Below are 17,066 nucleotides of genomic sequence, written 5' to 3'. Positions count from 1 at the left end.
AATTTCGATTTTTATTTTATGTACTCTTCATATTTTTTCAACACAGTTTTCCCAAAAGCCGATAGTTCATACCCAGTCTCAAAAGGTATCGTAAGTCCCAACTTCTTGAGCTTCCGTATGTCGGCTTTTAGGGGTTGAGTTTCTCGTTGCAGAATTTTTGCCAATTGGGATGCCGCAGTACGAGGATTTTTTTGGATGAGTGTGAGGGCCTTTTTTGTCCATGCTCCGTGCTTACTCAGTCGATCCATCTTCTGTAGCTTTGCTATGACTTCTTCAATTGATTGAGTAGTACTTTCGATATTTTCTGCAGGGATTGAATATTTTTTATCCTTAATATAAAAAAGCCCGATACGGTAAACTTTTGACTTATCCGTCACTTTGGCGGTTGAATTCTTGTTGAGGAAAGCAACCAATTCAGAGACGCCGGCAAATCCGGCGTTAATAGCCTCCTTCTCAATGATTGAAGAAACGGCAATGAGGTCCAATGAGTCCACTTCGAGAAGATCGTTCAGTCCGAATCTATACTGCCGGCCTACTTTAACGCGAGACGTTTTCCAATTCCGAAACGTCACAGTAATTGAGCCGTTGCGGATGCCTTCATGAAATTGGTTTTTGATTAACATTTAAGATTTGTTACCATCTTAGAGATTATTGCACATCAATAAAAAAAGGCCGCTCAAAATAGAGCAGCCTTGAATGGCGGAAGAATTTACAACAATCTATGCAATGGTAACTTCTTTGTTTAGATAAACATCCTGGATCAGGTTCAGCAACTTAACGCCATCTGCCATGGGTCTTTGAAATGCCTTGCGGCCTGAAATTAACCCAGTACCACCGGCGCGTTTGTTGATTACAGAAGTTCGGACAGCCTGGCCGAAATCATCATCACCAGATGCACCGCCAGAATTGATCAACCCGATGCGACCCATATAACAATTGACAACCTGGTAGCGCGTAAGATCGATAGGATGATCTGAGGACAATTCTGAATAGACTTTATTATGAGTCTTGCCAAATTTGATCGCATTGTAGCCACCATTGTTTTCAGGTAGCTTTTGCTTGATAATATCCGCTTCGATGGTTACGCCTAAGTGGTTGGCCTGACCGGTTAAATCGGCTGCAAGATGATAGTCGGTGCCATCTACTTTAAAAGCTGAATTTCGGAGATAGCACCATAAAATTGTAGCCAATCCCAGGCTATGGGCATATTCAAAAGCCTGTGAAACTTCTACAATCTGGCGTGCGCTTTCATCCGATCCGAAGTAAATGGTTGCACCCACTACAACAGCGCCCATTTCAAATGCCTGGTCGACACTGCCAAATAAAATCTGGTCGAACTTATTCGGGTAGGAGAGAAATTCATTGTGGTTTATTTTTACGATAAACGGAATTTTATGTGCATATTTCCTTGCCACCGACCCCAGGGAACCCAATGTTGAAGCGACCGCATTACAACCACCTTCGATGGCTAATTTGACAATATTCTCAGGATCGAAATAAGCTGGGTTTGGTGCAAAGGAAGCGCCGGCGCTGTGTTCGATACCCTGGTCGACCGGCAATATAGAAAGATAGCCGGTACCCGCTAATCGTCCGTGGTTAAAGATGGATTGAAAATTACGCAATACTTTTGTCGGACGATCCGTATGCGTAAAAACCCGATCGATAAAATCAGGTCCGGGAAGGTGTAGCTGATCTTTATTTACGATACATTTATGGTTGAGTAAATAATCCGTTTCATCCTTGAGATATTCAACTATCTGATTTGACATTGTTTCCTCCATGAAATCTGGTTTATGCGATTGTTAAATAAGCTTATAAACTGATCGGTTATTCTATGTGGAATAATAAGCTAAGAAAGGTAAAATATAGAGGATTTTTCCGCTTTAGTAAAATAAAAAAGGTAGGAATGGGATTGTAACTAAAATTTAAGATTTAAGGTGGGATGCTGTTTGTAAATAATATCCTGAACCAATAACAACAGCAGAGATCGTGGCAAATAATTATTTGTTTGGGTCTGACTAATTGCGTGAGGTGATGTAAAATGAGCGCTTCGTAACCATTCCGGGCATAATTGTCGTCATCTACATGATTTCAATTTTCGTGCTAGCCACGCGAATCATTGGCGAACCTAGCAAGGAAACGATACCGCACCTCACAAATCGTCCTTCTCTCAAACCTAAGCCTCAAACTTAACCTTAACCTCACCCTCAAACAAGGTTGCCCATCCAATCCCACTAAGGATACTTAACATGGGTACAATGGCTACACGGAATCTGGAAGTCGTTTCCGCGCCTATTGATAAAAGGGTGAAATATCCAACAATGATCACAAGAAGCCAAAACACTGCATGATTTTTTTGTTTATCCCGTATAAATGGTATTAAAAGAATGAAGCCGGAATACAGCAAAAGCAGATGCAAAATAGTCCAACCCTTAATTCCAACAATCCAAAAGTTTTGTCCTTTGAAAGTTTGATTTAATAATTTGCCAAGATCCTTTTTGCCTGGATTATTAAAAGATTCGGCAAAGTTCAAAGGCTGGTTTTCAGCCTTTGGGATTAGAGCATTAATCCCGGCATTTGATATACCAAAATACATTTTGAAAAAACCTTCAACACCTTGCCGTAAAGTTAAGAGAGGGTATTTTAAAAGGATACGAATTCCTTCAGCCTGGAATCGTTGTGCCAATTCACCTTCATTTAGACTTTCTTCTTTACGGACTTTCTCTTTCTTTTGACGGAATTCAGCTTGTACCGTATAAAATGGCCGATTGGTAATCCGGGCATAATTCCAGGCTGCACGATATTCGTATAAACTCGCTGAAGAAATTGTTGAGAAGAATATTTGTCCCGTATGGATATAATTTCGATAAGTCCAGGCTGATGGCAAAAGAAGAGAGCAAACCAGGAAGCTGAGAACATGAATATAAACTCGTTGTGAATTCTTTCGGCGAATAAAAAAATACCAGGCCGCTACGGGAATGAATAAAAATAACGCAATAGGACGGCAGAGACAAAGGAGTGAAAAACCCAATCCAACCCATGAGGAATATACAATACTAGCGTCTTTTCTTGATAGACGCACTATCGCGATCACTGTGCACATCAACATAAATGTGAAAACAGTTTCGGTTATAAGCTGATTGTTTGAGATACAGGTTGGAATGTCCGATGCAAAAAAAAGCATGGCGATGATGGCACATCTTTTACCAAACAGTTGGTAAGCGAAGTAAAACATCAAACCTAATGTAATCATCGAAATACTGATTTGGACCAGCGCAATGGCCGGGGAAGACAAACTGAATATTTGATTTAGAAAACCCAGAAAGAAGGGGTAAACCGGCGTTCTTAAGAAACCGGGGAATTGGCCTTTTGTAATTAACTCAATCCCGGTTTGCCAATAAGAGTTTGTGTCCTGATGGATAAAAGTGTACGGTTTGCCTAAATAGCCAACCCAAATCCCAAGTCTGAATAACAAGGCTATAAAAAGAATAAGCACTACGAAAACACAAATAGGAGTCGTTTTTTTCGTTAAAATTGTCCATGCTTTGTTTTCAGATTTTGGTTTCATTTGGTTTTCAGCAAAAATTATTTTTAAACGTACTAAGACCTGGAAGGTTTTTTCCATAGAAAGCTAAAAATGCTAATTCGCAGCGTTTAAAAACTGCCAGGTCCATTCGCATAATTCTGAAAAAAACCTATCCGGGTTTTAGATTTAAGCGCTTCACCTAAATTAAAAAGTTGCTTCTCGTAGCTTTGTTATTGAAGTAACAGAAGAAATAAGTGATTATAACAAGTTTGATCCATTACTTTACTGTATAGTAAAAATTCAAATTAATAAACTAGATAGATAGCTAAATACTACCCTGAATCTCTATTGATGATACGATATTTCAAAATTTTTCTGTTTGCATTATTTGCAATCTCAATTTCGTTCCAAGCCTGCAGCAAACCTACCTTTCGTTTACTCACCTACAACATCCGCCACGGGGAAGGGATGGATCGGCAATTGAATTTGGAAAGAACAGCGGGTGTAATCAATAGACTTAATCCCGATATTGTATTTTTACAAGAAGTGGATAATGGCACCAACCGAACCAACAAAGTGGATCAGGCTAAAGAATTAGGCCAATTAACCGGTATGTATTCAGCCTTTGGTAAATTCATGGATTACGACAGCGGCGAATATGGCATGGCAATCTTGTCTCGATTGCCGATTAAAGAATCAACTAACTACGAATTGCCACCGGGAGCGGAACCTCGATCCGCTTTAGCCGCCAGAATCGAAGTGGATGGAAAAGAAATTGTTTTTGTCGGAATTCATTTTTATCGAACGGCAGAAGAACGCTATGCCCAGGCGCAAAAAGTGGTTGACCTCTTTCGAGATGAACCTTTACCGGTTGTTTTAGGTGGTGATTTTAATTCGACTCCCGATTCTGAGGTAATCAACTTGCTCAAGCAACATTGGATGATTCCGGCAAAAGGTACAGATCATCTGACATTTCCATCAGACTCTGCCCGTACGGAAATTGACTATATTATGGTTCGGCCAAAAGACCGATTTGAAATTATATCTATCCAGGTAGTCACTGAGCCTTTGGCTTCAGATCATCGACCGGTATTGCTTGAAGTAAAATTAAAATGATTAAGTCTGTTAGTTTTTTTTGGGTTTTAGAAATCTACCCCTCCTAATCTCCCCTTAAAAAAAATAGCTATTGGGCTCAATGGTATTTATGACTTTATCAGCGGTGTCATTTCGTAGGAATCTTGTCAGACAAAACAAGTTAACGCATGGAATCTTTTGACATAAAAAAAATTCATTTTATGAGATTTAACTTGAGTTTATAATATAGAGACTGCAAAACAAGTAGCGCGTATCTCTCTAATTTCAGATTTTTCAAAGAAGGATTTTAATTAATGAAATCACCGGTTTTATTGAAAAAAGTAAACCCTGTGTTTGAAAAATACGTAAAACATCGGGGTTCGAATTGAGGATGTTTTAGTAACCGAACAAAGAAAATATCCGGGTTTTCCCTTACAGTCGCAATGACCTTGGCTATATAATTTATTAATAATTGACATTGCTCACTTCGTTTTCAGCATCTCTCACAGAGGATGATTTTCGTGCTGAAATGAAAATGCAATATCACCCCTATATTTGTGCCATATGGCAAGTCAAGGGTTTTTTTGAACCCAATTGGCTATAAACATGACTTCCCTCCGGGATTGAGACACAGCTCATCTGCAGGTATGACAAGACACTGGTGAATTTCTGGCATTTGTCCTTCTTGTAGGTTTCCCATCGCTTGGAGCAACAGTAGGATACAACCCGGTGAAAAACGCTCAAATTCAATTCTCAGCATTACTGACAGTAAATTTTTTCTAGACTATCCCAAACCATCATACCAAATTATTGAAAATAAACACATATCTCAAAGAATTGATATTATTCAAATTAACCTGGTTCAGATAAGATTATAAGCCCACTAAAAAACCAATTCTAATGAAAATCTTTTCCAATCACCAAAATATTTTATCCTGTTTTCAATTTCTACCAGGAAAGCCCAAACATCAGAATGTTCTTCGCAATAGCGCCGAATATTTTCTGAGTCCATCACCATAAAAGCAGTCGAAAGCGCATCTGCCGTTGCACCCGTTGCAGCGATGGCCCACGCACCCAATCGTTTCTCAACAGGAGCGCCTGTAAATGGATCGAGAATATGAGAATCGTTAATTGAAGCAGATGCACTGATTACCATATTTTGCAATTCGAACCTGGCCAGCTCATCTTTTTCATTGCGTGGATCCAGGATGCGCATAGGCCATCCTTTTTGATCCGGTGGCGCTCCCAATGGCAGAGAAGTACTCTGACCTGCATGGATGAGCGCTGTCTCAATTCCCCAATCTTCCAAAATGGTTTTGGCCTGGTCGAGTGCATAGCCTTTCCCGATGCCGCCCAGATCGATTGTAACGCCATCGGCCAGTTTTGTGGCGCTATGAGATTCAGTATCAATAGCAATCGCATCCATTCCGACTTGGGCCATCTCCTCACTCTCAGGGGGAACTATACCCCCTATGGGATTTTCTTCCTGTTCATCCCAGGGTCTGCGCCCCGCGATTAATGCTCCTGCGGTAGGATCGAAAGCGCCATTGGTTTGAGTATAGACTTCTTTTGCAAGCGTGATGCAATCAAATGCCGACACGCCCAGTCGTAACGGCAGGCCGGCCTGCAATCGATTAAATCTGAAAATATCACTCGAAGGAATGAAATAACTCAGCTCTTGTTCGATGCGGTCGATTTCCTCGAATATTGCATTGCTGACAAGTTCGGCGTCGACGGAATTTTCGAAGAGCAGTATCTCGAATACCGTCGCCATGGCTTTGTGGGAGAATTTGGTTGGATTTAACAAAGGAAGAATCGATTCTAAAAACCTCTCAGGTTTCTAAAACCTGAGAGGTTTAGGATTAACCTATCTAAGCAACAAAATCTTGGCTATTGAATGTAATCTTCTTCCCAGTAACAGCTGACTCATTAGTCTTTAACACAGAAACACAGGTCTCGAAACCGACTTCTGCAGGACAGTTGAGCGGAACACCGTCACGAATGGCAGCAAAGAAATTTTCCAGGTGTGGTTGATGTGCAGGTTTATCTAAATCTTGTTCGATCTTTAAACCCTCTTTGTCCATTTTGCCTTTTGCTTTTCGTGATTTCAAAGGATCGAAGAGCATGGCTTGCTCGCCGCCAATTTCAAGCTTTTCCGCCTCGTCTTCCCATTCCAGGGTAGCGGCGCTTCGTTCTTTGAACATGGCATGTTTGGACAGGATCTCGGAGATCACCATAGAGCCTTTCTTGCCCATAAAAACTTCATAAAAGCCATTGTAACTTGTGGTCAGGTTTACCTGGTAATAACCCCTCACCGTGCCTTGTTTGGTTTTCCATTCGTACAAAGCGAGTGTATGATCAAGACATTCCGGTGTAAAACCGACATTGTTTGCTTTGGCTTCGGTAAGGGCATAACCGAGGCCACCGATCGCATATACGCTGGCGGGCGGCGCTTCAAGAAACCAATTGAAGATATCGACCTGGTGCGAGCCTAAATCGGCCATGGGGCCGCCGGCAAATTTATTAAACCAGCGCCAGTAATAAAAATCCGACATCGAAGTAAATCCCCACTTTTTTAATAAAGCCGGAGCAATAGGATATTTGCTCGCCAGGCGCGGCGGAAACGGTCTTATCTGCTTTTGCTGATTCCACTGGCCATTGATAGAATTGATATCGCCGAAAACCCGGTCCTTGTGCATCAACCGATGAGCATGGATATAATACGGATTGCTGCGCCGTTGATGGCCAATCTGCAATAATTTACCTGTCTGTTTTGCAGTTTGCACCATACTGCGGGCTTTTTCGATATCGTTGGACATCTCCTTCTCACAGTAGACATGCAAGTCTGCCCGCAGGCAGGCGTTGGTCATTTCATGATGAACAAAATCCGGTGTGGCAATCACAACAGCTTCAAGTTCTTTCTCTTTCGCCAGCATTTCTTTGTAGTCTTCATAAACCGTTACGATGTGATTGTAGCTTTTGCACCTCCTCTCACCGATCAATTGTGAATATTTCCAGATATCGCAAATCGCTTTCATTTTTACATTTGGAATTTTAATGAGAAGATCGAGTAAAATTTTGCCTTGCCGACCGACCCCGATAATCGCGGTATTGATCGGGTGTGGTTGTTTGGCGGCGGCTTTGGATAGTACAGAAGAAAGAAGTAATCCAGCGCCGGCTGCCGCTGAGTAGCGGATAAAACCACGGCGGTTGATGTTTTTGGCTTGTGTTGAGTTGTCGGGGTTTTGTTTACTCATAGTGTGCTCCAAAGATTTTGCGATGTGTTACATTTACCAAACTAGAAAAATGTCATTTTTGATCCGCCAGTTGGTCGTTATTTTTCCAAAACTGAGCTTCAATTTTCGGCCCAAGCAAGCAGAACACTAAACGGCTTGACTGGTATATTCGAACACGGGCACTTGTACTGTCCTGGCAGGTTTAAGTGTTTTTCGGGAAATATGAATTAAATCATCTGTAACTTCCGGAGAATAAGTCTTCTCTCCACATTGTACACATACTTCAGCAGGTACGTTCTCGATTAAAAAGTAATCATTGTCATAATCATAAACAAAGGTTACTTTTCGAGATTCGACTTTTCCTCTACAAAAAGTACATTTCATTAAAAATTACCTCCTAATTCGGCAATCGATCCATTTTTCCGGATCTGGTTCATACAAAGTAATTACAATAACCTTCGGAGGAAAAGAAGCCTGAATATGTAAATCCCTTCCTGCTTCTGTTTGGCCATAAATGAGACAACTTGGCGAATATTTGTCCTCAGGATAGTCCTCAATAATTTCACCTGTCAAAACAGCTTCCTCAACTTCGTGTCGCGCGATTGATCTTTGAATCATTCTCTTAACTGCATGATCTGAAAAGCGATATTCATGTTTTTGTATTATTTGCTGTATTTCACTGATTTTTCTCGGCATTAGTAATTCTATTCTAAGATTGACTTTTTCTAATGTAAAGCTTTTTCCTTAAACCATCAAGGTAAACATGGTGCTATATAATAAGGAGGATTGGCCTTTGGTTTAACCATAAACGATTACGATTATTCATAATCGCAAACTGAAAATTCTTACCCTTTGGTGAGACGGTATATGGCCTTAAGCGGGTATTAGTTCAGATGCCCTTATAAGTGCAATTCTCTTTTAGGACGGATAGTAAGTTGATCCTTTGCACTATTTTGTACCTTCAAAATCTTCCTGAGCTGTTTCATAGGAAAATTTCTCAACTCCAGATACTATACAATATTGATCTCCCTTTTGTAACGGAAACTTCTGAGTCATTGTCATACCAGGATTGTAAAGTATAAGTTCTTTTGAAACATCATCATAGCCAAGAACAGTACGAGCATGAACTCCGAAGGAAAGTTTTGTTACAATGGCGATGGGACAATTATCATCAATTTCTTTTTTGATATTTATAAGCCAATCATCGAATGTGTCAGGATAAAATACTTCTATATCAAAATCTGCAGCATTTGCAAGCCACGTGATCTCTTATGGCGCCAAACGACGGTAAGTGGTCGGAAGTATTCATAACCATTAAACCCATGATATACTCTTGAACCAGAGAAACGTTAACAAAAGGAAAGCGAGCATAAGGAATGTGTTTTGCAAGGTAGCGTAACATAGATTCTACACAAGCGGAAATACAAAAATTGATGCCCATTTGAATCATTTTTATATCATATTTTTTCAGATCAATTTTATTCATTGCTCACCTCCTTAATAAATTTTATGTCATGACAATATTGGCTTGGTTTGAAGGTTTATGGATTTGTCGTGGTTGTTTTACTCATTATGGGTTATTAAGTTTTGGCCAATTATAGTCCTTGGTTTAACCTTTAACTTAATATTCAGCATTTTTTAACATTCGGAAATAGATCCTTCCCATTAGACAATTAGGAATTTTTAAGCTTAAAACTGCAATTCATGAATTATCCAAGTTAATTATCTGAAGTGACTAACTCCAACTCCTGCAATCTAATATTTCGATATTCAATCTTCGTGCTATGGTTTTGTAACCCAATGTAACCCTTTCGCCTCTTTATCCCAGGATTGGTTCGTGCCTTTTCCAAATGATCGATCAAATTTGTGTTGATGATTTCAATGTCATTCAGGACGACGGTCACTTTTGGGCCATTACAAATAATGATCATTTTTTGCCATTCGTTGGCTTTTTTACTGGCTCGGGAAGAAGGCGCCTGAACCGCATAAACGCTGCCAGTATATTGCCAGGGCCTTAGCTTCGCATATTTTTCGGCATAGTCATCCAACACCTGGACTTCCATGCCAGTATAAGCAGGATCGCCTTCGTGAGGCGCTCGCAGGAATACACCGCTGTTGCCGCCATCTGGAACACGAAATTCCAATTCCAATTTGAAGTTGGCAAATTCTTGAGTGGTAGAAAGCCAACCTCCGCCCTTGCCATCGGTAAACAGGACACCATCTTCTACTTGCCAACTTCCCTCCGGACTGCCAATCGGCTGCCATCCGCTTAGATCTTTGCCATTGAAAAGGTCGCCTTCGAATAACGGTTCTTGCCGAGGAATTTCGCGGATATAGATATTCCTGAAATATACCGGACTGTCATGCGTCTGCAGTTCAATTTGTCCTGTGGCATAAATCGGTTTATCCCGTTCCCAGTAATTTTCCAAGACGACATTGTCAACAACCAGAAGATCATTGAGGTGAATGGTGACCCGGTCACCGATCATTTTTATACGAAATGTATTCCACTCTCCAATCGGCATATCCGCTATTACGGATGGCTTACTGGGGCCTTTTTGGTTGTTGTATAATCCACCGGAACCTACTTGCCATTGTTCCGGATCCCAGATCTGCACTTGCGGCGATCCACGCAAATACAAGCCGCTGTCACCATTCTTTTCGATTTTCCAGTCGACCAGCATTTCGAAATCGCCATAATCTTTCCTGGTGCACAGGTGATTAAAGCCCTCGCCATCGAAAAGCAGAATTCCATCTTCCACGCGCCAGTGGACATTCATGATGCTGTCTGCTTTTACTTGTGTCCGGGCCAATTCTTCTCTACTCATTTTTGCCCGTTTGACTGGATTTTCAACCAGGCCTTTCCAACCACTTAAATCGATGCCATTAAACAAGGAAGTAAATCCTTTCGGAGGTCGATTCAGATTGTCCTGCTCAATGATTTTCTTTAATTGAAAATGAATGTCCGGTTCTACCATTTCTTCGATAAACGCCATGGCAATTTCAGAACCGCCTAATTCACCGTTTTCCGGATGATATTCCGAAGAAACATTAATAGCTGCCAATGACGCTTCCAGACTTAAATCGTTATTGGCAAGGTAAGACGTTAATGTTCGCAGAGATTCTGTTTGTTTGATTTCTGCTAAACCAGCCAAAGCCAGTTTCTTTTCATCCGGACGTTTTGCAGTTGCAAGAATTTTGTTATAAATATCGATTTTCTTTTCTGCAGACAAATCAGAGACGCCGGCAATTCGGGCACATGCTCGCAACGCCAGAACATGATAAGTCAAGCTATCTTCTGAACTCGCAATTTTAAATAATGGATCGATGGCACTTTCATCCGGCCAATCAGCCAGGGCTCGGATGGCTGCATCCTTGATGCCAGGATCCATATTTTGTGTTTCTCCAGCAACTACGCTGACTGCCGATTCTCCACCAATCCTTCCGATCACCGGCAACAGGTGTTTCTTCTGATCAGCAGAAGCGCCTTCGAGTTTAGTTAGAAGATATGATTGCTGCTCTTGAGAATCGGGGCTTTTTTTAACCAGCGCTGCAATGGTTTTTTGCAACGTTGATTGCAGCACATTGTTTTCTGAAGTGAGTAATACATCTATCAACCTCGGCAAGTCTTGCGCACTAGCTAAGCTTTCCAGTGCTTTGATCGCAGCAATTTGAACTTCAGGTTCACTTTGGCTGATTTGTCGAAAAACCAATTCGGAGTAATTTCTGGCATTTCGCGCCGCCAGGAACTCAAGAATGGCAATTTTTACTTTTGGTGTAGATCCTGGCAGTGTTTCAACTGCCAGTCGAACGATTTCGGTTCCAGGAAGATACAGTAACTGATCCTGGATCGTTTGGATGATTTCAGAATCTTGAGAGCGCTTAAAAGTATTCAAAAGACCAGGGATCGCACTTGACCCGCCTAACTTTACCGCAGATTGAATGGCTGCTATTTGAATGATTTGATTGTCACTTCTCATGGCTTTTTGGATAGACGGCAAAGCAGAAATGTCACCGCGTTCTCCCAACATTTGCAAAATTCTTGCGCTAATATCAGGCCTCACTTGATCGATTATTTCCACCCATTGTGCAGTTTGATTTGGGCCCTTAATTTTGTTGGCAAGATCGATTGCCCCTATTTGTAATGCTTTCTGATTACTATCTACTGCTGACAATAAATCTGGTTGAGCAGCTTCACCCAGAACATCGACTAATGTGCCCAAAGCGGCAGTTTGAATATTCGTTTCAGTATTTTCTCTTTGCATCAATTGTCGACAAATTTCGACGCTCATATCTTTATGACCATTTTCTGCCAATCTTTGCGCAAACAAGAGGAATAAGGAATTGATTTTCGCTTTTTCAAAACCAGATGATTCGCTCAAATTTTTATCAAGAATATCTTTAGAAGCAGAATCGCCGATATTTGCGAGGGCATACAAACTCGCCATTTTTAGATCTCGATTATTGCTGTTTGCATATTCGCGAATTTGGCTTACAGCGCTTTGACTGCGAAATTCACCCAATGCTTTTATGATGGTTATGCGATTTGAAGCGTTGATTTTTGATAATGTTTTGATGAAACCCTTTTCAGCCTTGGGTGTGCCTATACTTAGAAGCGCCCGGGTTGCCGGTTCACAAAGTCTATTATCGGTCAAATATTTTGCTAATAATTCGACTGATTCATCGCCACCGGCAAACTGCAATTGCCGAATGAGGAAGGCGCTGATATTGAAATTTGAGCTTGACTTTAATGCAACCCCAATTCCTTTAGTGAAGAGTTTTCTTTCGTTTTCTGCATTTGGACGAGTTACATAAGTGGCCAATCCATTCAAAGCTAATTGAGCCTGGGTATCGTCTTCTGTATCTAGTTTTAGGCAAATCTGCTGAATTCCAGCGGAGCCAAATCTGATAATAGAACCAAAGAGATACTCTCTTTCAAAATCATCGCGGGCAGGTAAACGAGATATCAGTTTTTCAATTGTGAATCCTTTTGTAGCGGAAGTTGAAGTTAATTCACTCCTGTTCGCCGTACAGCTGTATAAAATTAAACTAAAAAATATAATTGTGAATCCGCGTAAAATTATTCTCATATCTTTATCTTGTTCATCCTGTCAATCCAGTCAAAAAATCTTTATAGCACCCAAGGCGCTCGCATAGGTTGATTGATGAGCCGGTTCGCTAGATCATCGTTTATAAACTCTTGTTTCACCGGGTCAAAATAGAGCTTTCGCCCCAGGCGAACGGCAATTTTACCTAAATTAATCAAGGTAGCAGAGCGATGGGCATTTTCTTCATTTAGAGTAAATTTTTGTCGATTTTGTACCGCCTGGTAAAAGTCTGTTAATTGCGGTTCAGGATCCGGAAAGGCCGCTAATTTTTCTTTCAATTTAGGAATGTCCGACTTAAAGTCTTTGTATAGTTTTCCATTAGGGCCTTCGATAAACGGGGTATTTTCTTCTTTGGCTTCCCCATCCAGTATAATCTCACAACCATCGGCGTATTTCATCCAGATTAGACGCCACGATCCCACCGCATCCGGATGTGCCTGGGGTGCATCCGCTTCGATTTCGACAGGACTGGTATCATCCTTCCCTAAAATGTATTGAACCGGATCCAAATAATGCTGACCCATATCTCCCAGTCCGCCGCCGTCATAATCCCAATATCCCCGAAAAGTTTGGTGCACCCTATGAGGATTATAGGGCTTATAGGGCGCCGGTCCTAACCAGTTGTCGTAATCCAATTCCTGCGGCGTCCATTCGGGTTGCATATGAGTTTTCCCACTCCAGAAAAATTTCCAGGCGAAGCCGGTATTTGCACTCACTGTTATTTTTAACGGCCAACCCAACATACCACTATCAACCAATTTTTTGATGGGTTTTACCGGAGTGCCGAAACCATAATAATTACTGCGGAACCGGAACCAGGTATTGATACGAAAAATCCTGCCATTTTTTTGCACCGCTTCGATGACTTTCCTGCCCTCTCCGATTGTCCGGGTCATCGGTTTTTCACACCAAATATCTTTGCCTGCCTGTGCAGCGGCAATGGACATCAATGCATGCCAGTGCGGCGGTGTTGCAATAGTGATGACATCAATATCCGGGCGTTCCAAAACTTCACGAAAATCTTTATAGCCGGTTACATCTTTACCTGCACGTACCAAAGCAGATTTTAAGTGATTTTCATCGACATCGCACACGGCTAACAGCTTGAAGTAAGGATAGTTTATATGGGCTGATCCCATCCCTCCTACTCCAATAATCGCTTTTGTCAATTGATCGCTGGGTGCTATAAAACCGGGGCCCCCGAGAACATGGCGCGGAACAATAGTAAATGCGGCTGCGGTCGCAAGCGATGTTTTAATAAATTTTCGACGACTAAACAATGGATTTTCTAACATGAATGTGCACCTTATGCAACTTGTGTTTCAGCACTGGTTTCAGTCGCAGACTGATTGTTCTCTTTAAAAAGCAAGTAAAACAGAACCGTCACAAATGCAGCAAAAATACAGGGCATCCACCAAATTGATGTCCAATCTTTGGCTCCATCTGTGGTAAACAGGTCGACAATTTTTCCGGAGAGTACTGAACCGATTCCAAGTCCAACCCCATAGGTAAGCAACGCGATAAATCCTTGTGCGCTGGCACGGATTTCCTTATCAGCCTTCTTATCAACGTAAATCTGGCCTGTTACAAAGAAAAAATCATAACAGATACCATGCAGAACAATACCCAAATAAAGCATCCAAACAAGACCGCCGAGATCACCCCAGGCAAAAAACGCATAGCGAACCACCCAGGCAGCCATACCAATCAGGAGCATTTTTTTGATTCCGAGACGAATGAAAAACCAGGGCATCAAAATCATAAAAATCACTTCCGACATCTGACCCATGGTCTGTTTGCCCGCAACGCCTTCCATGCCTAAATCGTTGAGGAACATATTTGTGAAATTGTAATAAAAAGCCAGCGGTATGGAGATCAACAACGAACACATGGCAAAGATTAAAAAGGAGCGGTCTTTGAGTAATCGAAGAGCTTTCACTCCAAGGATATCTCCTATACTTACATCCTTACCGACATTTTTAGGAGGCGTGTTTGGCAAAGTGAAAGAATATAAGCCCATTAGAATTGAAGCGATTGCGGCCATTTTCAGAGGAACCGAACTTGCTTCTACTTCTTTATTGAAATTGAATTGAATAAATGTGATGACCAAACCGGCGACGATCCAACCAATAGTGCCCCAAACCCGAACTTTCGGAAATTGTGCATCCGGTTTTTCCATTTGATTAAAAGAGACAGCATTAACCAGTGCAAGAGTTGGCATATAGCACAAATTATAGAGAAAGAGTCCCATAATCAGTGGCCACATATCTGTAATACCAGACGCAAAATAGATAACCAGACCACCCAAAAGATGCAAGATGCCCAAAACTTTTTCGGAAGAAAAGTATCTATCGGCGATCATGCCAATAAAAAAAGGCGAAAGTATTGCGCCGATATTGTTCATCAAATAAGTGTAGCCAATCTGGCTGCCGGAGAAACCAATTGTCGTAAGGTATGTCCCCAGTGTAACAAACCATGCACCCCAGATAAAGAATTGCAGAAACATCATAACGCTAAGTTGTGCGTAAATTTTGCCTTTCAATGGCATCTCCTTCGCTATAATGTATAAGATTGCTTCGTCATCCCGACAGATCGGGACTCCTCGCAATGACAGGTAGTTGATGATTATTTTTGATTTTTACTTTTGTTCCTCGTTTTTTCATCCGTCCCTTCGGGACTTTACATTTTTTTTGTTTCGTTCACCCAGGAATAAATTCCTGGGCTATTATTCTTTATGCCTTTGCTCCTTCGTCACTTTTTTGCTTTGTGCCTCTGTTACTTTGTGCCTTTGTTCCTCTGTCTACTTTGTTTCATTCTCACATTAATTTAACAACCTGTCCGGTTCGAATTGATTCATCTGCTGCCAGAACAATTCGCAAACTATTTATTGCATCATTTAAGTGATCCGTTAAATCTACATTTCCCCGAATTGCCTTGAGAAAAAAAGATTGTTCCCGGTTACACAACTCCTGGTGGTCCGGTTCGTCGCTGACATCGATAAGAATATCCTTTTGTTCAAATTCACCCTTGTAATTTAATACAGCAGAATGTTTTTTCAAAGCAGAAACTTTGGTATGGGAATCTATCTCAGAAGAATTTTCACGATCATCCTGAGGTTCAACGATGCTGACACATCCTTTTGGTCCAATCACATCTTTGACGAAATAGGCTGTTTCGCTCATCATCGGACCCCAACCGGCTTCATACCAACCTACGGATTTATCTTCAAAAATCACTTGCAATTGGCCGTAGTTGTACATTTCCGTATCGATTTCGTCGGTTAAACGAGCGCCGATTGCCTGAACTTGTATTGGCTTACTGCGGGTCATTTGGCACATGACATCCACATAGTGCACCCCGCAATCGACAATAGGTGACATAGATTGCATTAGTTTTTTGTGCGTAATCCATTCATCACTTTTACTTTGTTGATTTAGATTCATTCGCATCACCAGCGGTTTGCCTAAAGTTTGAGCGAGTTCAATAAACTGAATCCAGGCCGGATGATGGCGTAAAATATAACCAACCACTACTTTTTTGCCTTTTTGCTCGGCAAGGGTTGTCACTTCCCTCGCCTGCTCAACTGTCTCGGCAATTGGCTTTTCGATGAAAACATGTAAACCGGCATTGAGACATTTGATCGCAAATTCATGATGACTGTCAGGATAAGTGCAGATTGCGATTGCATTTGCCCGGGAAGATTCGATGGCGTTATCCACGTTATCGAATTGAGCGATATCACCTAATTCTTTGGCAAGAGGATTTCGTCTATCCGGACTTCTGGCAATGAGCCCGACAATCTGGAATCCATCCAGGTTTTTATAAGCTCTCGCGTGTGATGAGCCCATGTTGCCGCAGCCTAAAACCAGGATTTTGATGAGGTGAGAGTTCATAAGTTTAGTACGCTCATGGTTCGACTCCACTCACCATGGATAAATTCAGCGGCCTGAGTGGAGTTGAAGGCTGATAAGTTTGCATATTTTTCTTAAGATTAAAACTATCAAACTTCAGGTTTAAGTGCCTAAAAAGTTTAAGGTAGTTATAATTTTGTAAACCACAATCAATAATTTGCTTTTTGGACAATAGAGGAAAATAGGTGAGCAGATGGTTGCATTCAATCAT

At 41.3% G+C, this 17,066-nt stretch carries 13 protein-coding genes; 1 reads left to right on the top strand and 12 read right to left on the bottom strand.

The genetic code is table 11. The features are described 5' to 3' along the window. Positions 1-11 precede the first annotated feature (11 nt). From IIC38_15680 to IIC38_15670, 3 genes are all read right to left on the bottom strand, one after another. Positions 12-623 carry an ASCH domain-containing protein gene (locus IIC38_15680; GenBank protein MCH8127377.1) on the bottom strand — a complete coding sequence of 204 codons (612 nt, stop codon included), beginning with the start codon at positions 621-623 and terminating at the stop codon, positions 12-14. Positions 624-719: 96 nt separating this feature from the next. Continuing rightward, positions 720-1,769 carry a class I fructose-bisphosphate aldolase gene (locus tag IIC38_15675; GenBank protein ID MCH8127376.1) on the bottom strand — a complete coding sequence of 350 codons (1,050 nt, stop codon included), beginning with the start codon at positions 1,767-1,769 and terminating at the stop codon, positions 720-722. A 407-nt stretch (positions 1,770-2,176) separates the two neighbouring features. Beyond that, complete coding sequence (locus IIC38_15670; GenBank protein MCH8127375.1) at positions 2,177-3,568, bottom strand: glycosyltransferase family 39 protein; 1,392 nt, start codon at positions 3,566-3,568, stop codon at positions 2,177-2,179. Positions 3,569-3,877: 309 nt separating this feature from the next. On the opposite strand from IIC38_15670, the gene IIC38_15665 reads away from it, so the two are divergent. After that, positions 3,878-4,642, top strand: coding sequence for an endonuclease/exonuclease/phosphatase family protein (locus IIC38_15665; protein MCH8127374.1), 765 nt, complete (start codon positions 3,878-3,880; stop codon positions 4,640-4,642). 841 nt (positions 4,643-5,483) lie between these two features. On the opposite strand, the gene IIC38_15660 is transcribed toward IIC38_15665, so the two are convergent. The 9 genes from IIC38_15660 to IIC38_15620 form a co-directional block, all read right to left on the bottom strand. After that, positions 5,484-6,407 (bottom strand): FAD:protein FMN transferase, encoded by a 924-nt coding sequence (locus tag IIC38_15660; GenBank protein ID MCH8127373.1) that lies wholly within the window; start codon positions 6,405-6,407, stop codon positions 5,484-5,486. A gap of 64 nt (positions 6,408-6,471) precedes the next feature. After that, positions 6,472-7,857 carry a Gfo/Idh/MocA family oxidoreductase gene (locus IIC38_15655; GenBank protein ID MCH8127372.1) on the bottom strand — a complete coding sequence of 462 codons (1,386 nt, stop codon included), beginning with the start codon at positions 7,855-7,857 and terminating at the stop codon, positions 6,472-6,474. Positions 7,858-7,983: 126 nt separating this feature from the next. Continuing rightward, positions 7,984-8,220, bottom strand: coding sequence for a type II toxin-antitoxin system MqsA family antitoxin (locus IIC38_15650; protein MCH8127371.1), 237 nt, complete (start codon positions 8,218-8,220; stop codon positions 7,984-7,986). Between the two features lie 6 nt (positions 8,221-8,226). Beyond that, on the bottom strand, positions 8,227-8,532 hold the full coding sequence (locus tag IIC38_15645; protein ID MCH8127370.1) for a DUF4258 domain-containing protein: 306 nt from the start codon (positions 8,530-8,532) through the stop codon (positions 8,227-8,229). A gap of 538 nt (positions 8,533-9,070) precedes the next feature. Beyond that, positions 9,071-9,322 (bottom strand): hypothetical protein, encoded by a 252-nt coding sequence (locus IIC38_15640; protein MCH8127369.1) that lies wholly within the window; start codon positions 9,320-9,322, stop codon positions 9,071-9,073. A gap of 232 nt (positions 9,323-9,554) precedes the next feature. Further along, the gene (locus IIC38_15635) at positions 9,555-12,926 is read right to left on the bottom strand and encodes a DUF1080 domain-containing protein (GenBank protein ID MCH8127368.1); all 3,372 of its coding nucleotides are present in this window, start codon (positions 12,924-12,926) and stop codon (positions 9,555-9,557) included. A gap of 41 nt (positions 12,927-12,967) precedes the next feature. Further along, complete coding sequence (locus IIC38_15630; GenBank protein MCH8127367.1) at positions 12,968-14,239, bottom strand: Gfo/Idh/MocA family oxidoreductase; 1,272 nt, start codon at positions 14,237-14,239, stop codon at positions 12,968-12,970. Between the two features lie 11 nt (positions 14,240-14,250). Then, positions 14,251-15,492: a nucleoside permease gene (locus tag IIC38_15625; protein ID MCH8127366.1), complete on the bottom strand. Its 1,242-nt coding sequence runs from the start codon at positions 15,490-15,492 to the stop codon at positions 14,251-14,253. A 268-nt stretch (positions 15,493-15,760) separates the two neighbouring features. Further along, positions 15,761-16,837: a Gfo/Idh/MocA family oxidoreductase gene (locus IIC38_15620; protein MCH8127365.1), complete on the bottom strand. Its 1,077-nt coding sequence runs from the start codon at positions 16,835-16,837 to the stop codon at positions 15,761-15,763. Between the last annotated feature and the right edge of the window lie 229 nt (positions 16,838-17,066).

The organism is candidate division KSB1 bacterium, from assembly GCA_022566355.1.
Classification (GTDB): domain Bacteria; phylum Zhuqueibacterota; class JdFR-76; order JdFR-76; family DREG01; genus JADFJB01.
The sequence above is the reverse complement of the archived record's forward strand: the minus strand, read 5'-3'. Positions and strand labels throughout refer to the sequence as shown.

What these genes read in the sequence shown, in the direction of transcription:
- IIC38_15625 (MCH8127366.1), bottom strand. Translation starts at nt 15,492, where the DNA reads ATGCCATTGAAAGGCAAAATTTACGCACAACTTAGCGTTATGATGTTT.
- IIC38_15655 (MCH8127372.1), bottom strand. Translation starts at nt 7,857, where the DNA reads ATGAGTAAACAAAACCCCGACAACTCAACACAAGCCAAAAACATCAAC.
- IIC38_15645 (MCH8127370.1), bottom strand. Translation starts at nt 8,532, where the DNA reads ATGCCGAGAAAAATCAGTGAAATACAGCAAATAATACAAAAACATGAA.
- IIC38_15665 (MCH8127374.1), top strand. Translation starts at nt 3,878, where the DNA reads ATGATACGATATTTCAAAATTTTTCTGTTTGCATTATTTGCAATCTCA.
- IIC38_15635 (MCH8127368.1), bottom strand. Translation starts at nt 12,926, where the DNA reads ATGAGAATAATTTTACGCGGATTCACAATTATATTTTTTAGTTTAATT.
- IIC38_15620 (MCH8127365.1), bottom strand. Translation starts at nt 16,837, where the DNA reads ATGAACTCTCACCTCATCAAAATCCTGGTTTTAGGCTGCGGCAACATG.
- IIC38_15670 (MCH8127375.1), bottom strand. Translation starts at nt 3,568, where the DNA reads ATGAAACCAAAATCTGAAAACAAAGCATGGACAATTTTAACGAAAAAA.
- IIC38_15640 (MCH8127369.1), bottom strand. Translation starts at nt 9,322, where the DNA reads ATGAATAAAATTGATCTGAAAAAATATGATATAAAAATGATTCAAATG.
- IIC38_15650 (MCH8127371.1), bottom strand. Translation starts at nt 8,220, where the DNA reads ATGAAATGTACTTTTTGTAGAGGAAAAGTCGAATCTCGAAAAGTAACC.
- IIC38_15675 (MCH8127376.1), bottom strand. Translation starts at nt 1,769, where the DNA reads ATGTCAAATCAGATAGTTGAATATCTCAAGGATGAAACGGATTATTTA.
- IIC38_15630 (MCH8127367.1), bottom strand. Translation starts at nt 14,239, where the DNA reads ATGTTAGAAAATCCATTGTTTAGTCGTCGAAAATTTATTAAAACATCG.
- IIC38_15680 (MCH8127377.1), bottom strand. Translation starts at nt 623, where the DNA reads ATGTTAATCAAAAACCAATTTCATGAAGGCATCCGCAACGGCTCAATT.